Below are 23,182 nucleotides of genomic sequence, written 5' to 3'. Positions count from 1 at the left end.
ATACTCGCGGACATCCCCTGAAGCCACGCCAAGAGGAGCCCTGATGTCTGAGCGTCTCTCACCGAGCGACTACATCGTCGCCATCGCCACCACCGACGACTGGTGCCAGCCGGGCAGGGTGAGTGAACTCATCGCCCATGGGCGCTCTCACCGCGGCCCGAGTCCCGACCATGATCCGGGCGACGGGGCCGCGCACATCGAGCTCGACTTCTACGATGAATCGGGACGGCTGCTTCGCCCCATCCTCGCCATCGACAACGAGCTGGTGGGGTTCGCGGTGTGCGGAGAGCCCGAACCGGATGCGGTGGAGGCGCGAATCGTCGGCATCGTCGATCACATCTTCGGTCTGTATGCCGCGCAATCCAAGGAAGTACCGGCGAGTGTGCTGGCGAGCCGCCCGGAGCCGGGTGATCTCCGAGCGCTCATGGCCTGGTTTGCCCGCACCGGGGACCATGACGACGAGGCGCATCCGTCCAGCTGGTTCCACAACGTGATGCACTCGCTGTTCGGGTGACTTCGACGGGGAGCCCCCGGGGCACGGCGGGGAGGTGGGCCGCGGCCACGATTCTCACCTGCGCCGGTGTGCTCGTCGTGGTGGCCCTTGTCGGCCTGGTGCTCCGGCAAAGCTCGGGCACCGGGCCCACCACGGTGCCGATCGTCGTGCTCGTGCAGGGTTGCCTTCCGGTGGGCTTCTTCCTGGTGCGCACCCGCCCCGCCAACCGGGTGGGACTGCTGCTCGGCATGGTCGGCGTCGCTGGGCTGCTTGCCATCGCGGGCACGGCTTGGTCGGCTACCGGCGTCGGACATTGGGTCGCTGAGTGGGCATGGTGGCCGCCCTGGGCCTTGCTCATCGCCACGCTGCCCTTCTATCCCGAGGGTGCGGGCCTCGCGAGGACGCGACGGGTGCTCGTGATCCTGGCTGGCGGTGCGGGGTTCGTCGGTGCCATCGGGCTGGCGCTGACGGCGCGCCTCGCCCCGGGACTGCTGAGCCTTGCCCGCCCGTCCACCGGCTCTGCCCGAATGCTCCTGATCGTGGTTGCGATCGCGATCGGCGTCCTCGTCGCAACCGGCGCCGCGGCGATCTGGGATCTCGTGCGGAGGGCTCGTCGTTCGGAGGTCGCCGAGCGGAGCCAGCTCCGGGCGTTGCTGCCGGCTGCCATGCTGATCGTGGTGGGAATCGTCGTCGAGGCGCTCGGGGTGCCGTACGCGACGGTGCCGGGGCTATTGGCGGTGCCGGTGGGAATGGGAGTGGCCATCCTGACCCATCATCTCGACGACCTCGACCTGCTGGTCAATCGCGCCGTCGTCTGGGTGGTGCTGACGGGATGCCTCTTCGCAGCGTTCGGCGGGACGGTCGCGCTGCTCAGCACCACCGCTTTGGCGGGGCAGCCGCTGATCGCCTCGGCGTTGGGCACCGCAGCGGTGGCGGTCGGCTTCGATCCTGTGCGACGCAGGGTCCAGCGCGCGGTGGATCGCTGGCTCTTCGGCGACCGCGACAATCCGATGGAGGTGCTCACGGGTTTGGGACGCCGGATGCAGGCGACCGTCGATCCCGGCGACTTGCTCGCCGACCTCGTCGCGGTGATCGGCTCGACCCTCCGCGTGCCCTTCGTGCGGATGGAGGTGAGGGGGAGCGCCGGTCAGACGCTGACCGCGGTGGAGGATGGGCGTGCTCAGGCGGAGACGACGGCGTTCGAGATGCGGGCGCAGGGCGAGGAGGTGGGGCGGCTGTTGGTCGCGCCTCGACGGCTCGGCGAAGCCTTCACGCCACGGGAGACCGAGCTGCTGCGTGACATCGCCGGCCAGGCGGCCATCGCTGCGCGCTCCTACCGGATCACGCTGGAGCTGAGGCAGGCACGGGAGTCGCTGGTGCGCAGTCGCGAGGACGAACGGTTGCGGATCCGCCGCGATCTGCACGACGGACTCGGCCCGGCGATCGCCGGCGCGAGGATGCAGGTCGCCGCTGCCCGCAACGCGCGGGTGGCGGCGCCAGAGCTGCTGTCGTCGGTTCAGGAGACCTTGACGGAATGCACCCAGGAGGTGCGCAGGATCGTCGATGGTCTGCGCCCGGGCGCCCTTGACCGGGGGTTGGTGCCGGCGATCAAGCAGCGCGCCGATGCCATCGGTCCCGTCCCGCTGGTCACTGTCGAGACGGCGGGTGAACTGGATGATCTGGGGGCCGCCGTCGACGTCGCCCTCTTTCGGATCGTGACGGAGGCCCTGTCCAACGCGGCGCGGCACTCCGGCGCCGAGCACGTGTGGGTGAGGCTCGACGGCTCGGGGCCTCAGGTCGTCGCCGAGGTGCGCGACGACGGTCGGGGCGGTGCGGTCCCGCGCGACGGCGGCGTCGGCATGGAGTCGATGCGGCAGCGGGCCGAGGAACTGGGTGGAGAACTGATCGTCGACAGTGGCGCGGAAGGCACGTCGATCCGGGTGGTTCTGCCTCGCTGAGGCTCGTCGAACCCCTTCTGATAAGGGCTGATGAGGTTGTCCCCGATCGTTCGGGGCAATGTCCCTGTCTAGCGGGACGCGGCTGCCGGGAGGCTGAGGTCACAGCCCGGAACGGCCGGGCGACACAGCTCGAAGGAGTACCCATCATGAGCACCGTGAAGTCCACCCTCACCCGCCTCGCCCTCGTTGCTGCTCTCAGCGCCAGCATGCTCGCCGGGGGCACGTCCGCCGAGGCCCTGCCGGGCGACGGCAGGGGATCCCTCCCGGAACCCGTCCGTAGGTCTGCCTCCGTGGCGACCCCTGCTACCGCCGCGGCGTCCTCGTGCTCCAGTCAGGTCGGCACCCCCGGCAACATCTACGCCAAGTCCTTCGCGAAGCGTGACTGGGCACTCACCGGTGGGTTGCACATGGACACCAGGGGGACGCTCGATCGCAACACTGGCGTGGTGGGCGCGACGGTCCACATCTACAACAGCTACTGGGGGACGGGCTACACCGGCACGGTGATGCTGGTGCTGCGTGACAACTGCGGCGGCGTCATCGGGGTGACGGAGCCCAAGAAGTGGGGAGTGGAGGCCAAGGCCTGGTTCTGGAACGCGAACGAGCGCCGCGAACACTACTCCGCGCAGGTTGCTCCGGAGATCGCGAGCCGGGTCGCCAGCGTCGAGGTGATCCACAACCGCTACTCGAATGACGCGCATCTGAGGGCTGCGTACAACGCCCTTCGGGATATCGGGTGTGCCAAGCTCGAGAACCTGCTCGGCGGCACATGCCCGATCCCGGAGCTGAAGCCCTGAGTCCCCAGCCATCCCGACCTGAAAGGAGGGCCCTGTGAACGGGGCCCTCCTTCTGCGACGTCCGGGTGACTGCGAACGGCCCTCACAACACCCAGTCGGTGTCATAACGCAGGAAGTAGGCGGACGGGGGATGGGCGCTACAGTCGGGTCGCGACGAAGACGAACTCGAGGCCCGGGCGATCCGGTGCCTCGCGCACCTCGTCGGTCCTGAAACCGGCCTCCGCGAGGGAGGACTCGATCTCTTCGCGCTCGCGGAAGCGCAACGTCGACGAGGAAGTCAGGACGGCGCCGTCGGAAAGGGTGATGCGGGCATCGAAGGTGATGAACGGAGGCTCGACGCGAGTGACCGTCGAGCTGGATTCGACGACCGTGCCGTCGGGTAACGCGACCCGCTGGGGAGACCAGTCGCGGATCCAGTCCTCCCAGGCTCGACGGCCCGGATCCCGTGTCTCGAACACTAGTCGTCCGCCGGGGTGCAGCGCCCTGTGGATGCCGTTCAGCGTGGCCGCCCAGTCGTCGTCGGTGAGGAAGACCTGCGCGACGTTGCCTGTCATGGTCGCGAGGTCCGCCTGGAGGGGAGGCAGCGTCGTTGCATTGCCAAAAAGGAATCGCACCTTGTCGGCGCTTGGTTTTGCGCGGGCCACGTCGAGGGAGGCCGCCGCCGGATCGACGCCAACCACCTCATATCCGCGATCAGCGAGCAGCAGGGCAAAGACCCCCGTTCCGCAGCCGACATCGAGAACACGGCGAGCCCCGAACTCCTCGGCCATGGCGAGATAGGCGTCGAGGTCGCGCCGATCGGAGTCGAACACGTCGTACAGCGGCGCGAGCCGGGGATCGGCGAACTTGGGGTCAGGCATGCCGACAGGCTAAACGATCCGCTAAAGTCCCCACGGCATCTCCTGGGACGCGCGGCTTCACCCAGACTCAGTTACATTGCGCTGCCGGGCCGAAACCGGCGGTGCGGTCAGGTCATGACGTTGGCTGAAAGAGCGTTGCAAAGCCCAACCCTGTTGTATGCCTACACAGCGCTCGAGTTCGGTTCAAGCCACGGGTTCGAAGTGGAGCTTGAGACCAAGGGCGCTGGTTACCTTGAGGATGGTGGCAAAGCTCGGGTTTCCGTCGGCTGAAAGCGCCTTGTAGAGGCCCTCTCGGCTCATTCCTACGCGGCGCGCCAGTTCGCTGAGGTTGCCGGAGCGGGCGATCGCGCCGAGGGCCTGGGTGACCAGGCTGGGGTCGCCGTCCTCAAGGGCAGCTTCAAGGTATGCCGCGACATCGTCGAGATCTCGGAGGTAGTCGGCGCTGTCGTAGGGGCTGAACTTCTCACCGCTGCTGTTCATTGTGCTTCCATTCTTGTGCGATCTGATGCGCGCGTTCGATGTCGCGTCGTTGGCTCGATTTGTCTCCTCCGCAGAGAAGCAGGATCAAGCGTCTGCCGTCTTGCAGGTAGTAGACCCGGTAGCCCGGGCCGTGATCGATGCGTAACTCGGAGATCCCGCCGCCGACGGGTTTGACGTCGCCAGGGTTTCCTGCGGCGAGCCTGTCGATCCTCGCCAAGATACGAACAGCGGCCCTTCTGTCTCGCAGGAGTCGCAGCCAATGATCAAAGGTCGCGCTCTTGACGATCTTGATCATCTGTCAACTGTAGTTCACATGTTGGTGTGGATCAATAGGTGGTGTTCTCCGTCCCGCTGAGGGGTGCCGCAGATGCCCCGTACTCAGCTCGGCGTAGGAGTCGCGTTACGGATTTTCAGAAACTATGGCCATCGAGGTTACGGTTTTGCAGAAACTATGGGCGTCGACGTTACGGTTTTGCAGAAACTCCGACGGTGTGGCCAGCGCCCGTGAAGGACAGCCGGACGGTGAGTCCGCCTAGCGCGCCCGGGGTGATCGAGAGCGTGGCGCCCACCGAGGTGGCGACGTTCTCGACGAGAGTGAGGCCGAGTCCGAGGCCCCGTTTGCCTTGGCTGGTGCGGGTGCCGGCGCCCCGGTTGAACGGCTCGGTGAAGTGCTTGGCCTCGCCGGCCGAGATGCGGTGGCCGGTGTTGGTGACCTCGATCCACGAGCCTCCGCCGTCCGCGCCCGTTGTCACCGCGACGCTGCCGTGCGGGATGTTGTGCTTGACGGCGTTGCCGATCAGGTTCTCGATGGCGAGAGCCAGGATGGTCTCGTCGATCCCGCTGATCGGAGCGGGTGCGAGGGAGGCGGTGATCTCGATGCCCTCCGAGTCGGCGTCGGGGATGCAGGATTCCACAGCCTGGCGGGCGAGGTCTGCCAGATCGAGTGGCTGGCGGGCATCGTCGAGGCTGACCGTCTTCACGCGGGCCAGCGCAAGCAGGGCGGCGATGATCGTCTCGCTGCGTTCGTTGGCGGCGAGCGCCTTGCGGATGGACGGCTCGAGGCGCTCGGGTACGAGTCCCTGAGTCAACGGCACTTCGAGGGCGGCGCGCGTAGTCGTCAGCGGGGTGCGCAGCTCGTGGGAGGCATTCAGGATGAAGCGTTCCTGTTGGGTGAAGGAGGCCTCGAGCCGGTCGAGCATGGTGTCGATGGTGTCGCCGAGCTCCTTGATCTCGTCGCTCGGCCCCGGCAGCTCGAGCCGCTGGTGCAGATCGTCGCGGGTGATCTGTTTGGTGGTCTCGGTGATCTGGCCGATCCGCGCGAACGAGCGCCTCGACAGCCATGACGCAGCAACCACCGCGACGACGGTGAACGCCACCAAGGTGACGATCGACCAGATCAGCAGGCCCGAGAGAACCTCGCGGGACAGGAACGCGGTCTGCTCGATGAGCACCTGGCCGTCCGGGTTAGTGGGGCCGGGAATGATCTCGACTTCCGCTCCATCGGGGAGCCTCCCCACCCGCGTGGCTTCGATGATGCTGGCGCATTCCCCGGTGAGGCCGTCATCTGCGCTGCCGGTGGTCACCGAGACCCCCTCGTCGGTGGCGCACGTGGTGATCGTGCCCATTGCATCTTCGAAGAGCTGCTGCGTGAGCAGGTACTGGACGCCGAGCAGCACGGCGCCGCCGGCGACGAAGACGAGCGCGATCAGCGCGGTGAGGCGTGCCCGGAAGCCCCACCTCCTGGTGCCTCCTGCCGTCATGCGCCGGCCTCGATCCGGTACCCGAGGCCGGGGCCGGTGGTGATGATCTCCGGCCCGCCGAGCTTCCGGCGGAGGGTGTGCACGGTGAACTTCACGACGGAACGGGATCGCTCGGCCGCGTGGTCCCATACCTCGTCCAGCAGCTCGTCCGCATGCACGTATCCGCCTGATGCGCGCAGCAGCGCCTCGAGCACGCCGAGTTCCTTGGGGGTGAGCGACAGCGGCCGCCCGTCGCGCTCCGCAACGTGGCGCACCGTGTCCAGGCAGACGCCACCGGCCGCGAGCACGGTCTGGCTGGTCGCCGTCGTGCGTCGAGCCAGTGCCCGCAGCCGGGCCAGCAGCTCGACGTAGGCGAAGGGCTTGGCCAGGTAGTCGTCGGCGCCGAGATCGAGGCCGGTGACCCGGTCGTCGAGGCTGCCCGACGCCGTGAGCATAAGGATGCGGACGGGGTGGGCCTGCTCGCGCAGCACCCGGCAGACGGCGTCGCCGCTCAGCATCGGGAGGTCGCGATCGAGGAGCATGATGTCGACGTCGGCCTGCCCCATCTTCACCAGCGCCGCGGCGCCGTCGTGCGCCATGTCGACCAGATAGCCCTCGGCCCGGAGCCCGTCCGCGAGCGTTTCCGCAAGATCCACCTCGTCCTCGACGATCAGTACCCGCATCGGTGCTCTCCCTCCTGCGCGCGGCGGTTGCATCACCGCATGCCGCCAGCATGCCTGCTCAGAGGTTAGAACCGGGTTAGCCGCACGCCAACCACCAGCTAACCGACGTCTCCGTAGAACTGACCTCACCGGCGTCGACCAGCGTCGCCGGCCGACGAGTAAGGAGACGATGATGACGAATCGACACAGGCTGAGCGGCATCGCAGGACTCGCGCTGGCGGCAGTGCTGGCGCTGAGCGCCTGCACCGCGACCCAGCCGACGAAGACGGAGACGGAAGACAAGGGCACCGACGCGGCCTCCTTGTTCCTGGCCTGCCTCACGTCGAAGGGGGTGGAGGCGAAGATCAACAAGAGCGGCCAAGTGCTGGTGCGCGACGCGGCGCAGCAGCAGCCCGGCAAAGCCATTGAGATGAGCAGCGGCTCGGGCAGCGGCGAGGCGCTGGTGATGGAGGGCGACGAGACCGGCGCCAGCTGGATGGGCGCCGCCAATTCCGACTACTTCGCCAACGACCCGGAGACGCAGGACGCCTACGCCGCGTGCGAGAAGGAGCATCCGACGTTCGAGCAGCCGCCCTACGAGCCCGAGAACGATCCCGAGATGCAGAAGATGCAGGCCGAACAGGGGAAGGCGGCGCTCGCGTTCGCGCAATGCGCCCGCGAAAACGGCGCGCCCGAGTTCCCCGACCCGGAGGAGATGGGCGCCCTCATGATTCCCGACGACATGACCGAAGACGAGTTCCGCGCCCTCGCCGAGGCCTGCTACGACGGGCAGACGCCACTCGCGCTCATGCACGCCGTCGACTCCGCGTTCGATCCCTGGGACGTGCTCGAGGAGTTCATGAAGGCGCCGGTCCAGTGAGCGCTCGTCAACAGCGCGCGACGCGGAGATGGGTGGCGCTCACGGTGGTTCTCGTGCTGGCCGCCGCAGCCGGCGTCGCGATCTGGGCGGTGAAACCCTGGGACGTGCGGGCGCAGGACGTCGCGCCCGCCGGCGCCGTTCCCGCCGTGAACCTCGTGACGGTGCCGGTCGAGTTTGCCGCGCTGACGGATCAGGTTCGGCTCAACGCCACGTTGGGTTACGGCGAGCCGACCGAACTGGGCTCCGCTCCGGGCATCATCACGGCGCTGCCTGCGGCGGGGGACGTGATCAAGCCGGGGGAGTCCGTCTACGAGGCGGACGGTCGTCCGGTGATCCTGATGAGGGGTAAGCGCCCCTTCTGGCGCGAGCTGGCCAGCGGCATGCGGAGCGGCCCCGATGTGCTGCAGTTGGAGAAGAACCTGGCCAAGCTCGGGTTCTTCGTGCAGGAGCCCGACGAGCGCTTCACCTGGTGGACCTTCGACGCGATCCGTCGATGGCAGAAGGACTTGGGGGTCGAGGTGACCGGGTCGGTGCGGCCTGCCGACGTCGTCGCCGTGGATGCGCGGAGCGTCCGCGTGGCGCAGGTGACGGCGTCGCTGGGGGAGAAGGACGTCAGTCCGCTGACCTACACGGCCACCAAGCTGCACGCGACGGCGAAGCTCACCTCAGCCCAGGCACGCGAGCTGAGGCCCGGCACGCCGGTGACGGTGATCCTGCCAGACGGCACCGAACTCGAGAACGAGCTCGCCGCCGTCGATCCCGGTGGCGCTCCCACCGAGAAGGAGGGGGAGACGACCCCGCCGACCGCCCGGATCGAGTTTCCGGACCAGGACGAGGTGTCCGAGGCGGGCCCCACCGGAGTGCGGGTGATAGTACGGAGCGAGGAGGAGGCGGCCGAGACGCTCGTGGTGCCGGTGACGGCGTTGATCGCGACCGCCCAGGACCGGTACGCCGTCGAAGTGCGCACCTCCGATGGCACGGTGCGGGTGCCGGTCGAGATCGGTCTGGTCGCCGACGCGAGGGTGCAGGTGATCGCCAGCGGCCCTGAGGTGGAGGGTGCTCCGGCCGACGCACGCGCGCTGGAAGCCGGCGACGAGGTGGTGATCTCGCGATGAGCCGTCCTCCGATTCTTGAGCTGCGATCCGCCTCGAAGGTCTACCCCGGAACGCCGCCGGTGATCGCGCTGCAGGAGACCTCGCTGCGTATCGAGCGCGGTGAGCAACTGGCCGTCGTCGGCGCCTCGGGTTCGGGCAAGAGCACCTTGCTCGCGATCCTCGGCACCCTGGACGACCCCACCACGGGCACCGTCTTGGTGGACGGGCAACCGCTCGACGAGATGCGCGAGGCCGAGCGCTCGGCGGTGCGCGCCACGCGCATCAGCTTCGTGTTCCAGCAGTTCCATCTGCTGCCGACCGTCTCGGCCGTCGAGAACGTCGCCACCGGGCTGATCTATACGGGCGTCTCGGCGGCCGCGCGACGAGAGCGAGCAGTCGCGGCGCTGCAGGCGGTGGGGTTGGGGCACCGGCTCCGCAACCGGCCGGGTGAGCTGTCCGGAGGCGAACAGCAGCGCGTCGCGATCGCACGTGCCCTCGTCCGCGAGCCGGACGTGCTGTTCGCCGACGAGCCGACCGGAGCCCTCGACTCCGTGACGGGCGACGCGATCGTCGAACTCCTCTCGGGGATCGCCGAGACGGGAACCGCCGTCGTGCTGGTCACCCACGATCAGTTGCTCGCCGATCGGTTTCCGCGTCGGATTCGCCTCAAGGATGGCCGGATCGTCGGCCGCGATGCGGTACATGCCGAGCCCAGAGCTGAGGGAGGTAGCGGTGGCGGTTCGTGCCCAACGACTTCAGGGGCGGAACAGGAGGACAGGGGCCAGCCGGGCAGTCCGTTGAGACTGCTGATCCGAGCGGATGGGCGAGGTTGCGGTTCGCTGGGCATGAGCGCGTCGAGTCAGGCGGAGAAAGGGGTTGTCGAATGAGAGCTCGTTTTGCTGGTCGGAGTCGTCTGCGGGGGCGCGATCTGCTGCGCACGGCATGGATCGGGGTCACGAGTCGCCCGCTGCGCACCGCGCTCGCGTCGTTGGGCGTCGCCCTGGGGATCGCGTCGCTCGCGGCGCTCACGGGAGTAGCCGCGTCGAATCAGGCGCAGTTGCTGGCCGACCTCGACCGCATGGGCGCCAACCTCGCCGTCGTCTCGCCGGTGCCCGGCACGGACGATCAGCCCATCCCGCTGCCGGACGAGGCGCCGGTTCTCCTGGAACGCGTCGACGGAGTGGCGGACGTCGGGGTGTTCGAGACAGCGCCGGAAGGGGCGTACGTGTATCGCAACGACCTCATCCCCGAGCGGGAGACCAACGGTCTGCAGGTCGTCGTCGCGCGCCCCGACGTGTTTTCGGCGATCGAGGCCCGTCTGGCCGTGGGCCGCTGGTTCGACGAGGCGAGTCGCGGCCTCCCGACCACAGTGCTGGGACGCACCGCCGCCGACCGGCTCGGGGTCAGCGCGCCGGGGGATCGCGTCTGGATCGCCGGCCAGTGGCACGGCGTGATCGGCATCCTCGACTCGGCGGGCCTCGCCACGTCCATCGACACCGCCGCGATCCTTCCCGATCGCTGGGTGCGAGAGGCGTTCGAGGGAACGACGATCGGTGACATCGACTCGATCTATGTCAGGGCGGCTCCAGGACGAGTCGACGAGATCCGCGACACCCTGCGCAGCGCCGCGAGCCCCGGATCGCCGTTCGTGCGCGTCGACACACTGAGCGATCTCGCGGGAGCCCGCACGACGGCGGACGACTCGCTGAGCACGCTTGGCGTCGCCCTCGCCGGGATCGCCTTGCTGGTCGGCGCCGTCGGTATCGCCAACACGATGGTCGTCACGGTGCTCGAACGACGAGGCGAGATCGGGTTACGGCGCTCACTGGGGGCCAAACCTGGCCACGTGGCGGTGCAGTTCCTCACCGAAGCTGCGGCCCTCGCGCTGATCGGTGGGGTGGTCGGGTTGCTGCTCGGGGTCGCCGCCGCAGCGGGCTTCGCCGTCTTGAACGAGCAGCCCGTCATCATCCCTCTCGGGGTGGTGCTTGCCAGCCCGCCGGTCGCCGTCGTCGTCGGTGCCTTGGCCGGTGTCTACCCGTCCTTACGGGCGTCAAGACTCTCACCCACCGTCGCCCTCCGCAGCGCCTCCTGACCCCGTCCCCACGCTCTTTGAGGTGTGGAGGCTCAGGGCGAGGAACGAGCCCCAAGCCGGAGCCTCGAAAAGAGCCACCGTGACCTCGGCCCGGACTGTCCTCCGGCCGCCAACTGGATTCACGCTCTTTGAGGTGCGGAGCGCAGCGGAGCCTCGAAAAGAGCGCGACTGTGTGTGGGGACTGATGGTCGGGTTCCTGCGGATTCTCGGGCTGGGTCTCCTCGAAGATCGTGAAGAGGGGTCACGCTCTTTGAGGTGCGGAGCGCAGCGGAGCCTCGAAAAGAGCGCGGCTGTGCGTGGGGACTGATGGTCGGGTTCCTGCGGATTCTCGGGCCGGGTCTCCTCGGGGCTCGGCTGCAGGCGGCCTCGCGCCTCGACGACCGTGGAAGCAAAGGTGCCATAGGCTGCTGACGTGAACGAGAACCCGACCGACCGCTCTTGGGTGCGACTGACCACCTTGTTCCTCGGAGGCCAGGCGGTTTCGCTGTTCGGCTCGGGAATCACCCAGTTCGCGCTGCTCTGGTACGTCACGATGGGCACGCAGTCCGGTGTGATGATGACCGTCGCCGTGATCGTCGGGTTCGTCCCGATGATGCTGCTCGCTCCCTTCGGTGGGGTGCTGGCCGACCGGCTGAACCGCCGTCACCTCATCGCCGGCGCGGACGCGATGGTGGCGCTCTCTACCCTCGCTCTGATCATCGCCTTCGCGTTGGGCTACGGCAGTTACACGCTCGTCTTCATCGCGATGGGGCTGCGTGCGCTTGGTGGCGGCATCCAAGGCCCGGCGGTGGGTGCCCTGCTGCCGCAGATCGTTCCTACCGAGCAGCTCGGGCGGGTGAACGGGTATAACGCGTCGATCCAGTCCGCCGTGAACCTCGTTTCTCCCATGGTTGCCGGTGCGCTCTACGCCGTGGCCTCGATCGAGTGGCTGCTGGTGATCGACGTCGTCACGGCCATCATCGGCATCGGCATCCTGCTTGTGCTGGTGAAGGTGCCCCCACATGCAGCCGCCGCGAACGGTGCCGAGCAGTCGGGGATGGCGGACCTCGTCGAGGGCGTGAAATACGTGAACGGCCACCGCTTCGTGCGCCGCCTGATGGCCTACTTCGCGCTGGTCAACTTCATGATCGCCCCGCTGGCGTTCCTCACTCCGCTGCAGGTGACGCGCACCTTCGCCAACGACGCCTGGCATCTGGCGGCCGTCGAGGTGGCCTTCGCCGTCGGCATGTTCCTCGGCGGTATCGCGATTGGCAGTTGGGGAGGCTTCCGAAGCCGGGTTACGACGACGGGCGTGGCCATCGCGGCCACCGGCGTGACGGGCATCTTGCTCGGCATTCCTTTCAACTTCGTGCTCTACCTCGTGTGGATGTTCCTCTGCGGCGTGATCATCCCGGCCTTCAACACGCCGGCGATCACGATGCTGCAGCTCGCCGTCGAGGAGCGCTTCATGGGGCGCGTGTTCTCGGTGGTGACGATGATCGGCACCGGCGCGATGCCGCTGGGCATGCTCCTGTTCGGCCCGATGGCGGACTACATCTCTGTGGAACTGCTGTTGATCGTGACGGGTGCCCTGCTGGTGGCCATCGGCGTCGTGATCCTGCTCGACCGCACCACCCGCGAACTTGAGCCGCGAACGGACCGGTCAGGATAGGTCGCCTCGACGACGCGCCGGTGGGCCACCTCGCCCACGCGCGGCCGGTCGCTGCACGTCGTCAGGGCGTCGGCGCAGCCCGGTATCGCAGCAGGACGGCTCCCGACCGGAACTCCTGGCGATCCATGAGCTCGAGCGGGATGCGTTCGCGCAGACCGGAGAGCAGCGTCGGCCCGTGCCCGGCGAGTACGGGAAGCATCAGGAACTCATACTCGTCGATCAGCCCCAGATCGGCTAATGCCAGGGGGAGCGTCACACCGCCCGTCAGCAAGGCCTCGCCCGGCTCCTCCTTGAGCCGCCGAACCGCCCGCTCCAGGTCTCCGTTCACAAGCTCGGCGTTCCAATCGACGCTGTCCAGCGTCTGCGAGACGACGTACTTTTTCGCCTGGTCGATGGCTTCGGCGAACGGGATGTCCCACTCGTCCATCCAGTCGGGCCACGGACCCGTGGCGGGCTTCCGCCACGCCGATTCCATCATCTCGTAGGTCACCCGGCCGTAGAGAAGGCCGCCGCCCCGCGCGATCCCGTCGGTCCAGTAGCGCATCGACTCTTCGTTCGGCAGAACCCCCGCCTCGTGATGGACGCAGCCGTCAAGCGTGACATTGATCGAATATCGAAGTGGTCTCATCTCGTTACTCTCCTTGAGGGTTGTCTCACCAGGCTAAGTGCACCCTGGCAGGAAGCCCCTCGTGTACGGGCGGGTTTGGGCTGCATCAGCCGTGGAGTTGGGTTTCAGAGGAAGCCGATTCCGCTCACCTGGGATTGGACAGGCGCGGGTCTCCGAGGACCAACATTGCGTCCTTACCAGAGAGGGTCACGCGTATCTTGAGGCGGAGCACGTCGGCCACGTCGAGTTTTTCGATAGTCACTGGCTTACCGAGCTGGAGGTCTTGCGTGGAGTAGAGAGAACGTCCTTCTTCGTCTGCCAGTATCTCGATAGACGCCCGAGTGTCGGAGGAGGCCTCGTCGTGTACTCCGACGACAACATCGAACGTGCTGTATCCGCGGCCGAGGTTGTAGGAGATCGATCCACGTTCGCCCCAGCTGGATTTTCTCAGTTTGAGCGCCCGTGTGTACTCCACGCCATTGGTAGGGGCGATATCGCTTTCGACTTCTAGCCCATCCACTTCCACAGGTTCCATATCCGAGAGATAGGTTGCGGCGTCCTTGCGGGCGACGTCCAGGGTGACTCGCGCCTCGTTCTGTGATCCCGGAGCCGGTCGTTGCCCAACCACGGTGCCATCCAGGGCTTCGGGGTGGAAGACCGAGTTCTCTTCGACGGCGAAGCCAGCTTCCTCCAAGAGCTTGCGCGCTTCTGCAAACGTCATTTCCGAGACGTCTGGAACCGGGATACTGCCGGCGGAAATCACCAACGTGACTTTCACACCGATCTCGCGACCCACTCCTGGATCTTGCTCGAGAACTACCCCCTCCTCGCCCGAATCTTGGCGGTATAGGGGGTCGATCAACGCATTTGGGGCGGCCTCGAGGATCGCTATTCTCGCCGCTTCCTCCGTGAGTCCTACGACAGGGGGCATCTCGCCGGAAGGTATGGGGGAGCTAGTGGTCGGAGTTTCCGATTGTGAGACGCTGGTCGTCGTGGTTTTCTGGGTTGGGGTCGGAGTGTTGCTGCTCGCGGGACTGCTTGAGTCGCCCGAGGAAGGGGCATCGGGCGCGCAACCAACGACGAGTAGCATCGGCGCAAGCAAGGCTATAACCATGGTGGTGAAGGTGCGCTTCATCACGTCTCCTTTAAGGCATCCCTATCGTGACCAGGACAGGCCCAGAACTGCAACTGGTCTTTGGTGCAGGTGTTGACTCAAGGTACAGGGTGCCGTGGCCATCTGTCAGGACGATCGTCACATTCACCGCCTCAATCGATGTGATCGCATGAGTAGTACCTTCCTGTACGCCGCGGGCTAGGACGGAGCGCCCCAACGGGGAGTTGTCGTCGAGGCTGAGTTGTACCGACAGGCTGTCAGATCCTGCGGCGCGAACCCGAACCTCAAGTCGATCGCCACCACAACCGGCGGATGCGACGCGGTAGACCTTCTTCGGGACCATCTCGCCTCCGATCATCACAGTCTCCTTTTCAGGGCTTGGCGTGAGAGTGGTGCTGCCTGATGGCGTGTGGAGGTTCTCGCCTGGCGAGGTCGTGGGTGCGTCAGCTCCGTCTGATGGGGCGTGGGTGTCTCTGAAGAACACCCAGAGCAGGAAGATGGTGCTGAGAACAGCTACCGAGGCTGATATCGCGAAAACAGCCCTTCGAGCGGGGCGCCTGCGGGAAACTAGCCATTGAAGCCAGGGATGAAGGTTCTCTGGAGCGTCCGTGAGTTCACCACGGAGAGACCACACAATGCCGCTGATCGCGAAGGTCAGGATCGTGAAGGCAACCGTGATCACCATGGTCCATTGTGTGTCAGACACTCTCACCTCCGTGGGAAAAATGAACATCATCAGCGGCCTGTAGAGCCGACACCACCGTCGGACTGATCCTGCCTTGAACCCTAATTTACCCGCGGTGTGGGCTGGGACGCAGTGACGGCCAACAGCGCCGGCACATGCGTCTTGAGTATTTCCGTTCCCCGCCGTCGCTACACCTTCGTGAACCGGCAAGTGCCCCACCGGACGGTATGTCGACGGACGTAGCGCTTGGCAAGTTTCTTTGTGGCAAGTAACCTTGTGACATGGAGCCGGACCCGATCATCCTCGCCAGCGCCAACCGGCACGGCGTCAAGGATGAAGCGATGCTCCACGCGCTCCGTTTCCCTGTCCGCCACTTCGTACAAGACGACTCGATGACCATGTTCATCGGCCCCGATGAAACCGGCACCCTCATCGAGGTCGGTGTGATCGAGTGGCACGGTGTTATCGCCATCGCCCACGCCATGCGCCCGGCCCGAACCAAGTATTTGAGGTGAACAATCATGACTCGACGCTCTATTGAAGACATCAAGGCTCGTACAGACGAGTTCGCCAACGCCTTCGAGAACTACGACCCGAAGCCCGGCGACCAGGATGCAACCCTACCGCCTGTGATGGCGGTCAAGCTCGCCGCGTGGCGACGTGACGCCGCCGAAAAGGACCTGGCCGAAGCGGTGCGGGCAGCCCGTGAACAGCGTCTCTCCTGGCGTGAGGTCGGTGAGGCGATCGGCACCAGCGGTGAGGCCGCCCGCCAACGCTACAGCGCGTCAGCGTAACTGGAAGGCTCGATGCTCGACCGATCTACGGTGAGTGGTTCGGGCGGTGAAGCCGGCCTCTTGGCGCGGCCTATTGCACGATGCTGGGTGCTGCTGCGGCGGGGGGCCTTGGTGAAGGCGGTACTGGCGTGGGATTCCGGCGCGTGAAGGGCTTCTGACTGCTGGTGCGCGGCCCCTAACCTCCCATGCGCGGTGTCGCGTCGCCTGGACGAATCACTCAACTCGCCCCGCCGTGCCGGCGTCCTGCGGATGTTCAGAGGCGGTGCGGCTCAGCCAGTTTGCCGCGACAATGGCACCATGCGCGTCCTCGATAGTCATGTTCATCTGTGGGATCCGTCCGTGCTGCGCTACGACTGGCTCGACGGACGGCTGGCTCGCCGCTTCGGGGTGGCGGAGAGACGGGACGCCGAAGCCGAGGCGGGCGCGGCCGAGCGGGCGTGCGTGTTCGTTCAGGCCGAGTGCGTGGTGGGGGACTCGCTGGCGGAGGTCGACTGGGTGTCGGGGCTGGCGCCTGACCTTGGAGTCAGGGGCATCGTGGCGCGGTTGGCGATGGAGGACCGGGGCGGCGTCCAGGACGAGCTCGCGGCCCTCGCCGAACGGCCCCTGGTGGTCGGCGTCCGACGGTTGATCCAGGACGAGGCTCCGGGGTTCGCGAGCTCGGACGGCTTCGTCGCCGCTGCCCGGCTGGTGGCCCAAGCCGGCTACACCTTCGACGCGTGCGTGCGGCACCACCAACTGCCCGAGGTGATCGCCCTGGCCGATGCCGTTCCCGAACTTCGGATCGTCCTCGACCACCTCGGCAAGCCGGACGTCTCAGACGCGCCGAGCGCGACCTGGCTTCGCGACCTCCGCGCCCTGGCCGAGCGTCCCCACGTCACCTGCAAGCTCTCCGGCCTCCCCGCCGAAGCGGGCGACGGCTGGACGCCAGAGCGTGTGACTCCGTTCCTGGACGCCGCCCTCGATGCGTTCGGCCCCGACCGCCTGCTGTTCGGCGGCGACTGGCCGGTCTCGTGGCCGTACGCGGACTGGGAGAAGTTCGTCCGCCAGTGGATCGACACAACGGCCCCGGACCACGCCGACGCGGTCTTCTGGACCAACGCCGAACGCAGTTACCAGCTGGCATAACGAGACGACGCGAGAGCAGCAGACTCACGCATCGTCGTTCTGAGTCCGAGAGTGAACCTCTACGTCGGACGGACCCGCAGCGGCACCATGCCGCCGTCGACCTCGATGTAGCTTCCGGTCGTCGAACTGGCACTCGGGCTGACGAGGTAGCGCACGGCGGCTGCGACTTCGTCCGGAGAGACCAGGCGTCCGTGGGGCTGGCGGGCTTCGAGAGCGGCGCGTTCGGCGTCCGGATCGGCAGCGGCCGCGAGGAGTCGGCCGACCCACGGGGTGTCAGCGGTACCGGGGTTGACGGCGTTGACCCGGATTCCCTCGCGCAGGTGGTCGGCGGCCATGGCGCGGGTGAGCGACAGCACGGCGCCCTTCGATGCGCTGTACAGCGTGCGTTGCTGGAGTCCGACGGTGGCGGCGATCGACGAGGTGTTGCACACGGCGGCCGCCGGCGATCGGCGTAGCCAGGGGAGGGCCGCGGTGGTCACCCGGGCGATGCTGGTGACGTTGACGGAGAATACCCGCGCCCATTCGGCGTCGTCGTTGGCCGCGATGTCGCCCACGGAGCCGATGCCCGCGTTGTTGACGACGATGTCGATGCGGCCGAACCGTTCGGCGACGGACGCCACCGCGGCGTTCACGCTCGCGCGATCGTCGACGTCGGTGGTGACGGCGAAGAAGCGGTCGTCGGCGGCGTCCGCGTTGAGGTCGAGCACGGCCACCTCGGCGCCCGCGTCAGCCAGATGCCGCGCGATCGCGGCGCCGATGCCGGACGCCCCACCGGTCACGATGGCGACCAGCCCGTCGAACTCGCCGCTCATCGCTAGGCCTTCCACGCGCGGAACGTCTGGCGCTGGCGGCCGAGGCCGTCGATCTCGACTTCTACCACGTCGCCGTCCTTCAAGTAGGGGAAGCGACCGGAGAGCGCGACGCCTTGGGGCGTACCGGTGAGCAGCAGGTCGCCGGGTTCGAGGGCGACGTACTGCGAGAGCCGGTAGATCAGTTCCTCGACGCTGAAGATCAGGTCGTCGGTGGTGGAGTCCTGGCGGGGTTCGCCGTTGACGAAGCTCCGCAGCCGCAGATTCGCGTGGTCGACCTCGTCAGGCGTGACGAGCCAGGGCCCGGTGGGGTTGAAGCCCGGAGCGCACTTGCCCTTCGACCACTGTCCGCCGGAGATCTCCAGCTGGAACGAACGCTCGGAGACGTCGTTGGCGAGCACGAAGCCCGCGATGTGAGCGCCGGCCTCTGCGGGGGAGTCGAGGTACGACGCCCGGCGTCCGATCACGACGCCGAGTTCCACCTCCCAGTCGGTCTTCTCGCTGCCGCGGGGGATCTCGACATCGTCGTAGGGACCCGCCACGGTGTTGGGCGTCTTGAGGAACATGATCGGAACCTCGGGCGGCGCGGAGCCGGACTCGGCCGCGTGCGCCGCGTAGTTCATACCGATGCAGATCACCGCGCTCGGCCGGGCGATCGGAGAGCCGACGCGCGAGACATCCGCGTGGGTCAGTTCGGGGAGCACACCCTCGGCCAGGGCCGCTCGGGTGCGTCCGACCGGGTCGTCGGCGAGGAAGGCTCCGTCGATGTCGGCGGTGAGCGGCCGTAGATCGAGGTGACGGTCACCATCGAGGACGACCGGGATCTCTTCCCCGAGCGGGCCGAGACGCGCGAACTTCATGTTTCTCCTTGGGTCGGGGCCGGTGCGGGAGGCTCGTCCGCGAGCGCCCCACCGGCCGTTGACAGTATAAACATCCGATGTTTACCCTGTGAAAGGTCCAACCCGTGGCCCGACCCAGGAGTGGCCCGTGACCCGCATCGTCGCGCTCGACACCGCCGATATCCGCTTTCCGACGTCACTGAGTCTCGACGGCTCCGACGCGATGAACCCCGACCCCGATTACTCGGCCGCCTACCTGCGCATCCTCACCGACGCCGACGACGGCATCGAAGGCCACGCGTTCGTGTTCACGATCGGCCGGGGTAACGACGTCCAGGTGGCCGCGATCGACGTCCTCACCGGCCACCTCGTCGGACGCGAACTTGAGCCGTTGCTCGACGACATGGGGGAGACGAACCGCTGGCTCACCGGCGACTCGCAGTTGCGCTGGCTCGGCCCCGAGAAGGGCGTCATGCACATGGCCATCGGCGCGGCGATCAACGCGCTGTGGGACATCAAGGCCAAGCGCGCCGGCCTGCCGCTGTGGCAACTGCTCGCCCGGCTGACCCCTGAAGAACTGGTCGACCTCGTCGACTTCCGCTACCTCACCAACGCCCTCACCCGCGACGAGGCGCTCGAGCTCCTTCGCACGGCCGAGCCCGGACGCCGTGAGCGCGAGCAGGCGCTGCTGGCGTCCGGGTACCCCGCGTACACCACGAGCCCGGGATGGCTCGGCTATTCCGACGAGAAGCTCACCCGGCTGTGCCGCGAGGCGGTGGCCGACGGCTTCGCCCAGATCAAGCTCAAGGTCGGCGCCGATCTCGACGACGACCTCCGCCGGCTGCGCACCGCCCGGGCGGTCGTGGGTCCGGACATCGCCATCGCAGTCGATGCCAACCAGCGTTGGGAACCCGACGAGGCCATCGCCTGGATTGGCGCGCTCGCGGAGTTCGACCTTGCGTGGGTCGAGGAGCCGACGAGCCCCGACGACGTGCTCGGCCACCGGCAGATCGCGCAGGCCATCGCCCCCACCCGGGTGTCGACCGGCGAGCACGCTCACAACCGGGTCATGGTCAAGCAGCTGTTGCAGGCCGAGGCCATCGGCGTCCTGCAGATCGACGCCGTGCGCGTCGCGGGGGTCAACGAGAACATCGCGATCCTGCTGCTGGCGGCCAAGTTCGGCGTCCCCGTGTGCCCGCACGCGGGAGGGGTCGGGTTGTGTGAGGCGGTGCAGCACCTGGCCATGTTCGACTTCATCGCGGTGAGCGGCACGCGCGACGGGCGGCTGATCGAGTACGTCGACCATCTGCATGAGCACTTCATCGTCCCCACCGACATCCGTGGCGGTGCCTACCATCCGCCGCTCGCGCCGGGCGCCGGCATGGAGATGAAGGCCGAGAGTCGCGAGACCTACCGGTGGCGAGGGGAGCACGTCCATGCCTGAGACCGGGCCCCATGGCGATCAGGCCGCCGCTGCACGACCGGCCGCCACGCCACCGCTCACGCCGCTCGGCTACGGCGCGGCGAACCTCGGCAACCTGCACCGGCCACTCACCGACGACGAAGCGTGGGCCATCCTGGACGCCGCCTGGGACGCCGGCGTCCGCTACTACGACACGGCGCCCCACTACGGGCTCGGGTTGTCCGAGCGGCGGCTCGGCGCGTTCCTGCGCACCAAGCCGCGGGCCGAGTACGTGCTGTCCACCAAGGTCGGGCGCCTCATCCGGCCGAACCCCGACGACGACGGTGGACTCGATCTGGCCAACGACTTCCACGTGCGCACCGACGTCCAGCGCGTATGGGACTTCACCGAGGACGGCATCCGCACCTCCCTGGCCGACTCGCTGGAACGCATGGGGCTCGACCGCGTCGATATCGCCTACCTGCACGACCCTGAACGTCACCACCTCGACCTCGCGCTCGCCGAAGCGCTGCCAGCCCTCGAGGTTCTGCGCGGCGAGCGTCTCGTGGACGCCGTCGGCGTGGGCTCGATGGTGAGCAGCGCGCTCACCGCGGCCGTCGACGGCGCCGACCTCGACGTCATCATGATCGCCGGCCGCTACACGCTGCTCGAACAGCCAGCAGCGCTGGACACCCTGCCGGCCTGTCAGGCGACGGGCACCGACGTCGTCGCGGCGTCCGTGTTCAACTCGGGGCTGCTCGCCAACCCGCGCCCCCAACGCGACGGCCGCTACGAGTACGGGCGCCTGCCCGACGAACTGTGGGAACGGCTGTCGGCGATCGTCGCGGTGTGCGACGCCCACGGCGTTCCGTTGCCGGCGGCGGCCGTCCAGTTCACGTTGCGCGAGCCGGTCGTGCGCTCGGTGGTGGTCGGCGGCAGCCGGCCGTCGCAGGTCCGGCAGAGCGCCGACTGGATGGCCCAACCTGTCCCGGACGCGCTGTGGCATGACCTGGCCGATCGCGGCCTGATCCCTCGCGCCGACGACCCGAAAGGATCCTCATGCTGACCGGAATCGACCCCCTGCTCACCGGCGAGCTGCTCTGGCACCTCGACGCCATGGGCCACTCTGACGGCGTCGTCATCGCCGACGCCCACTTCCCTGCCGCCCGGGTGGCGACCCGGCTCGTGACCCTGCCCGGCACGACGACCCCACAGGTGCTGGCCGCGATCCGAACCGTGATCCCGCTCGACGACGCCCCTGGACTCGACCTGATGACGTCGGCCGACGGAACGGTGCTCGACGTCCAGCGCGAACTGATGGACGCCGCGGGCGTCACGGAGGAGGGCACCCGCTTCGTCGACCGGTTCGAGTACTACGACATCGCAGAGAAGGCGTTCCTCGTGGTCCGCACGGGCGAGACCCGCAAGTACGGCAATGCGCTGCTGCGCAAGGGCCTCGTGCTGTAGGTGGGGCGTGCGGGGCTCGAACCCGCGACCCAGGGATTATGAGTCCCTTGCTCTAACCGGCTGAGCTAACGCCCCGACGCGGAGCCAGCTTAGCGGAGATGTGGCAGCCTCCGGCGCCGCCGTCACGCAGTCTTGACGTCCTTAACCGCTTGCTAAACCACCGACTTCGGTGGTTTAGCAAGCGGTTAAGGACGTCTGGGCGTCGCGCCCGCCGTCCACCATGCGGCTCAGTCGTGGTACGGCACGGCCTCGCGGGCATCAGCGGGGTCGAGGCCGCAGAGTTCCAGCAGGTCGATCACCATCGAGCGCACCTGGGCCAGCAGCACGGTCGGGGAGATCGTCGCATAGACGGGCGCCTCGGAGCAGCGTCGGCCGAGTTCAGTGAGCGGCTCGATCATCCGGGCGGGGATGCGACGGGCGAACAGCTCGGCGGCGCATTCGTCGGTGAGCTGGGCGAGGTCGTCGATCAGTTGCAGGTACTCCGGTGGCACGTTCTCGTGGTGATAGACGCTCACCACACCGCGCCGCGCGAGCACCCGGAGGTTCCGCATGAAGTGGTCGAGGGGAACGGTGAGGTCGGCGATCTGCACCGCCTGCTGTTTGTGACGGCGCAAGAACGGCGAGGTGCGTACGACGGCGACCCCCTCCTGAGCGGCTTCCAAGAGCTGCTGGAGTTCATCCTCCGTGCCTCGTGCCCTGGCGAGCACCTCCTCGGTGGCGTCGTGATCACCAGCGCGGATGGCCGACGAAAGGGCTCGCAACGTCTGGGTGGCGTTGTGCAGCACGGAGGCGGCGATCAGTCTCGGCTTGTCGATCGGAGTGAGCGGCGCGACGGTGGCGAAGAGCACCGCGACGGCACAGCCGATCAGCGCGTCGATCCAGCGATTGAACTGGGCGCCCTGCCCCGGCATCACCGTCATCACGGCGGCCGCTTGCACGGCAGCTTGCGTGACCATCAGGCCTCGGCCGTCCACCCAGGTGCTCACCGACATCGCGACGGCCACCGCCAGCATCACCTGCCACACGCCCGTGCCGACCACGCTGAGGAACAGATCCCCGAGTCCCACGCCGATGGTGACGCCGATCGCGAGTTCGACGACACGCCCGAGCCGCTGCCCGAAAGAGGCGCCGAGACACACGATCGCGCCGACCGTGGCCAGGAACGGCGCGGGATGCCCGACGACGGTGCGCGCGAACCACCACGCGAGGCCGGCGGCAAGCGAGACCTGCAGAATCATGAACAGCCGGGAGCGCCAGCGACGCACGCGCTTCACCTGAGAACGCCAGCCGGCGCGCGCGGTGCGCTCGCTGAGCCTCCAGCCCGCCTTTGCCGTGCGTTCGCTCAGACGCCATCCGGCCTTCGCGGTGCGCTCGCTGAGGTCGAACGCGCGGAGCGTCGCCTTCTGGACGGCGTCGCGGGACGCGACCCAGGAGAAACCGTGGTGCGAGTTGTCGGGCACGAATACCATCCTGCCACCGGCAGCTCCGTCTAAGAGATTCCGCAGGTAGGCACGAGTCTCGGTAGGAGAGGTGGTATCTGACGCCGCTTCTTCCCCGAGGTACTCGTGCCTGCACTGCCATCTTTCATCATGAACCCGCTATGGGACCAGTTCGCCGCGCTGATCCCCGAACAC

At 67.6% G+C, this 23,182-nt stretch carries 25 protein-coding genes and 1 tRNA gene; 14 read left to right on the top strand and 12 right to left on the bottom strand.

The features are described 5' to 3' along the window. Positions 1-43 precede the first annotated feature (43 nt). The 3 genes from P0D62_RS14780 (at position 44) to P0D62_RS14770 (ending at position 3,248) form a co-directional block, all read left to right on the top strand. The gene (locus P0D62_RS14780; RefSeq protein ID WP_275703321.1) at positions 44-514 is read left to right on the top strand and encodes a hypothetical protein; all 471 of its coding nucleotides are present in this window, start codon (positions 44-46) and stop codon (positions 512-514) included. Beyond that, positions 511-2,451 (top strand): histidine kinase, encoded by a 1,941-nt coding sequence (locus P0D62_RS14775; RefSeq protein ID WP_275703320.1) that lies wholly within the window; start codon positions 511-513, stop codon positions 2,449-2,451. The genes P0D62_RS14780 and P0D62_RS14775 overlap by 4 nt, the downstream gene beginning before the upstream one ends. 146 nt (positions 2,452-2,597) lie before the next feature. Beyond that, positions 2,598-3,248, top strand: a complete 651-nt coding sequence (locus tag P0D62_RS14770) for a hypothetical protein (protein ID WP_275703319.1) — start codon at positions 2,598-2,600, stop codon at positions 3,246-3,248. 137 nt (positions 3,249-3,385) lie between these two features. Here P0D62_RS14770 and P0D62_RS14765 read toward each other — a convergent pair whose 3' ends face one another. The 5 genes from P0D62_RS14765 to P0D62_RS14745 form a co-directional block, all read right to left on the bottom strand. Next, positions 3,386-4,108 (bottom strand): class I SAM-dependent methyltransferase, encoded by a 723-nt coding sequence (locus tag P0D62_RS14765; protein ID WP_275703318.1) that lies wholly within the window; start codon positions 4,106-4,108, stop codon positions 3,386-3,388. Positions 4,109-4,291: 183 nt separating this feature from the next. Next, positions 4,292-4,588, bottom strand: coding sequence for an addiction module antidote protein (locus P0D62_RS14760; RefSeq protein ID WP_275703317.1), 297 nt, complete (start codon positions 4,586-4,588; stop codon positions 4,292-4,294). After that, positions 4,572-4,883, bottom strand: a complete 312-nt coding sequence (locus tag P0D62_RS14755) for a type II toxin-antitoxin system RelE/ParE family toxin (RefSeq protein WP_275703316.1) — start codon at positions 4,881-4,883, stop codon at positions 4,572-4,574. The genes P0D62_RS14760 and P0D62_RS14755 overlap by 17 nt, the downstream gene beginning before the upstream one ends. A gap of 169 nt (positions 4,884-5,052) precedes the next feature. Then, positions 5,053-6,348, bottom strand: coding sequence for a sensor histidine kinase (locus P0D62_RS14750; RefSeq protein WP_275703315.1), 1,296 nt, complete (start codon positions 6,346-6,348; stop codon positions 5,053-5,055). Continuing rightward, entirely contained in the window at positions 6,345-7,010 is a 666-nt protein-coding gene (locus P0D62_RS14745; RefSeq protein ID WP_275703314.1) for a response regulator transcription factor, read from the bottom strand. Before P0D62_RS14745 ends, P0D62_RS14750 begins: the two co-directional genes overlap by 4 nt. Before the next feature lie 172 nt (positions 7,011-7,182). Between P0D62_RS14745 and P0D62_RS14740 the strand changes: the two genes are divergently transcribed. The 5 genes from P0D62_RS14740 to P0D62_RS14720 all read left to right on the top strand — a co-directional run bounded on the left by P0D62_RS14740 (position 7,183) and on the right by P0D62_RS14720 (position 12,706). Continuing rightward, entirely contained in the window at positions 7,183-7,869 is a 687-nt protein-coding gene (locus tag P0D62_RS14740; RefSeq protein ID WP_275703313.1) for a hypothetical protein, read from the top strand. Next, entirely contained in the window at positions 7,866-8,984 is a 1,119-nt protein-coding gene (locus P0D62_RS14735; protein ID WP_275703312.1) for a peptidoglycan-binding protein, read from the top strand. The genes P0D62_RS14740 and P0D62_RS14735 overlap by 4 nt, the downstream gene beginning before the upstream one ends. Then, positions 8,981-9,850 carry an ABC transporter ATP-binding protein gene (locus tag P0D62_RS14730; RefSeq protein ID WP_319947012.1) on the top strand — a complete coding sequence of 290 codons (870 nt, stop codon included), beginning with the start codon at positions 8,981-8,983 and terminating at the stop codon, positions 9,848-9,850. The genes P0D62_RS14735 and P0D62_RS14730 overlap by 4 nt, the downstream gene beginning before the upstream one ends. Then, positions 9,847-11,055 (top strand): ABC transporter permease, encoded by a 1,209-nt coding sequence (locus P0D62_RS14725; protein ID WP_275703311.1) that lies wholly within the window; start codon positions 9,847-9,849, stop codon positions 11,053-11,055. The genes P0D62_RS14730 and P0D62_RS14725 overlap by 4 nt, the downstream gene beginning before the upstream one ends. A gap of 412 nt (positions 11,056-11,467) precedes the next feature. Then, a complete protein-coding gene (locus P0D62_RS14720) occupies positions 11,468-12,706 on the top strand; it encodes an MFS transporter (RefSeq protein WP_275703310.1) in 1,239 nt (412 codons plus the stop codon). A gap of 61 nt (positions 12,707-12,767) precedes the next feature. On the opposite strand, the gene P0D62_RS14715 is transcribed toward P0D62_RS14720, so the two are convergent. The 3 genes from P0D62_RS14715 to P0D62_RS14705 all read right to left on the bottom strand — a co-directional run bounded on the left by P0D62_RS14715 (position 12,768) and on the right by P0D62_RS14705 (position 15,112). Then, positions 12,768-13,334 carry a dihydrofolate reductase family protein gene (locus P0D62_RS14715; RefSeq protein ID WP_275703309.1) on the bottom strand — a complete coding sequence of 189 codons (567 nt, stop codon included), beginning with the start codon at positions 13,332-13,334 and terminating at the stop codon, positions 12,768-12,770. A gap of 124 nt (positions 13,335-13,458) precedes the next feature. After that, positions 13,459-14,448, bottom strand: a complete 990-nt coding sequence (locus P0D62_RS14710) for a PASTA domain-containing protein (RefSeq protein WP_275703308.1) — start codon at positions 14,446-14,448, stop codon at positions 13,459-13,461. Positions 14,449-14,458: 10 nt separating this feature from the next. Then, positions 14,459-15,112, bottom strand: coding sequence for a hypothetical protein (locus P0D62_RS14705; protein ID WP_275703307.1), 654 nt, complete (start codon positions 15,110-15,112; stop codon positions 14,459-14,461). Positions 15,113-15,393: 281 nt separating this feature from the next. On the opposite strand from P0D62_RS14705, the gene P0D62_RS14700 reads away from it, so the two are divergent. The 3 genes from P0D62_RS14700 (at position 15,394) to P0D62_RS14690 (ending at position 17,031) form a co-directional block, all read left to right on the top strand. Continuing rightward, positions 15,394-15,627, top strand: coding sequence for a hypothetical protein (locus P0D62_RS14700; RefSeq protein WP_275703306.1), 234 nt, complete (start codon positions 15,394-15,396; stop codon positions 15,625-15,627). Between the two features lie 6 nt (positions 15,628-15,633). After that, on the top strand, positions 15,634-15,906 hold the full coding sequence (locus P0D62_RS14695) for a hypothetical protein (RefSeq protein WP_275703305.1): 273 nt from the start codon (positions 15,634-15,636) through the stop codon (positions 15,904-15,906). Positions 15,907-16,203: 297 nt separating this feature from the next. Further along, positions 16,204-17,031: an amidohydrolase family protein gene (locus P0D62_RS14690; protein WP_275703304.1), complete on the top strand. Its 828-nt coding sequence runs from the start codon at positions 16,204-16,206 to the stop codon at positions 17,029-17,031. Between the two features lie 59 nt (positions 17,032-17,090). On the opposite strand, the gene P0D62_RS14685 is transcribed toward P0D62_RS14690, so the two are convergent. Together P0D62_RS14685 and P0D62_RS14680 are read right to left on the bottom strand one after the other, a co-directional pair. After that, positions 17,091-17,843 carry an SDR family NAD(P)-dependent oxidoreductase gene (locus tag P0D62_RS14685; RefSeq protein ID WP_275703303.1) on the bottom strand — a complete coding sequence of 251 codons (753 nt, stop codon included), beginning with the start codon at positions 17,841-17,843 and terminating at the stop codon, positions 17,091-17,093. Positions 17,844-17,845: 2 nt separating this feature from the next. Next, positions 17,846-18,700 carry a fumarylacetoacetate hydrolase family protein gene (locus P0D62_RS14680; RefSeq protein ID WP_275703302.1) on the bottom strand — a complete coding sequence of 285 codons (855 nt, stop codon included), beginning with the start codon at positions 18,698-18,700 and terminating at the stop codon, positions 17,846-17,848. 127 nt (positions 18,701-18,827) lie between these two features. On the opposite strand from P0D62_RS14680, the gene P0D62_RS14675 reads away from it, so the two are divergent. Genes P0D62_RS14675 through P0D62_RS14665 form a run of 3 tightly spaced genes read left to right on the top strand, consistent with a single transcriptional unit; the run spans position 18,828 to position 21,548 of the window. Further along, positions 18,828-20,123 (top strand): enolase C-terminal domain-like protein, encoded by a 1,296-nt coding sequence (locus P0D62_RS14675; protein ID WP_275703301.1) that lies wholly within the window; start codon positions 18,828-18,830, stop codon positions 20,121-20,123. After that, complete coding sequence (locus P0D62_RS14670) at positions 20,116-21,147, top strand: aldo/keto reductase (RefSeq protein ID WP_275703300.1); 1,032 nt, start codon at positions 20,116-20,118, stop codon at positions 21,145-21,147. The genes P0D62_RS14675 and P0D62_RS14670 overlap by 8 nt, the downstream gene beginning before the upstream one ends. Continuing rightward, complete coding sequence (locus P0D62_RS14665; RefSeq protein ID WP_275703299.1) at positions 21,141-21,548, top strand: RbsD/FucU family protein; 408 nt, start codon at positions 21,141-21,143, stop codon at positions 21,546-21,548. Before P0D62_RS14670 ends, P0D62_RS14665 begins: the two co-directional genes overlap by 7 nt. Position 21,549: 1 nt before the next feature. Here the strand turns inward: P0D62_RS14665 and P0D62_RS14660 are convergent. Together P0D62_RS14660 and P0D62_RS14655 are read right to left on the bottom strand one after the other, a co-directional pair. Next, a tRNA-Ile gene (locus tag P0D62_RS14660) sits at positions 21,550-21,623 on the bottom strand. A gap of 152 nt (positions 21,624-21,775) precedes the next feature. After that, on the bottom strand, positions 21,776-23,008 hold the full coding sequence (locus P0D62_RS14655; RefSeq protein WP_275703298.1) for an FUSC family protein: 1,233 nt from the start codon (positions 23,006-23,008) through the stop codon (positions 21,776-21,778). Between the last annotated feature and the right edge of the window lie 174 nt (positions 23,009-23,182).

Origin of the sequence: Tessaracoccus caeni, from assembly GCF_029211185.1 — a bacterium.
In the GTDB taxonomy this organism is placed as follows: domain Bacteria; phylum Actinomycetota; class Actinomycetes; order Propionibacteriales; family Propionibacteriaceae; genus Arachnia; species Arachnia caeni.
Note: the sequence above shows the minus strand (reverse complement) of the source record. Positions and strands in the feature narration are given on the sequence as shown.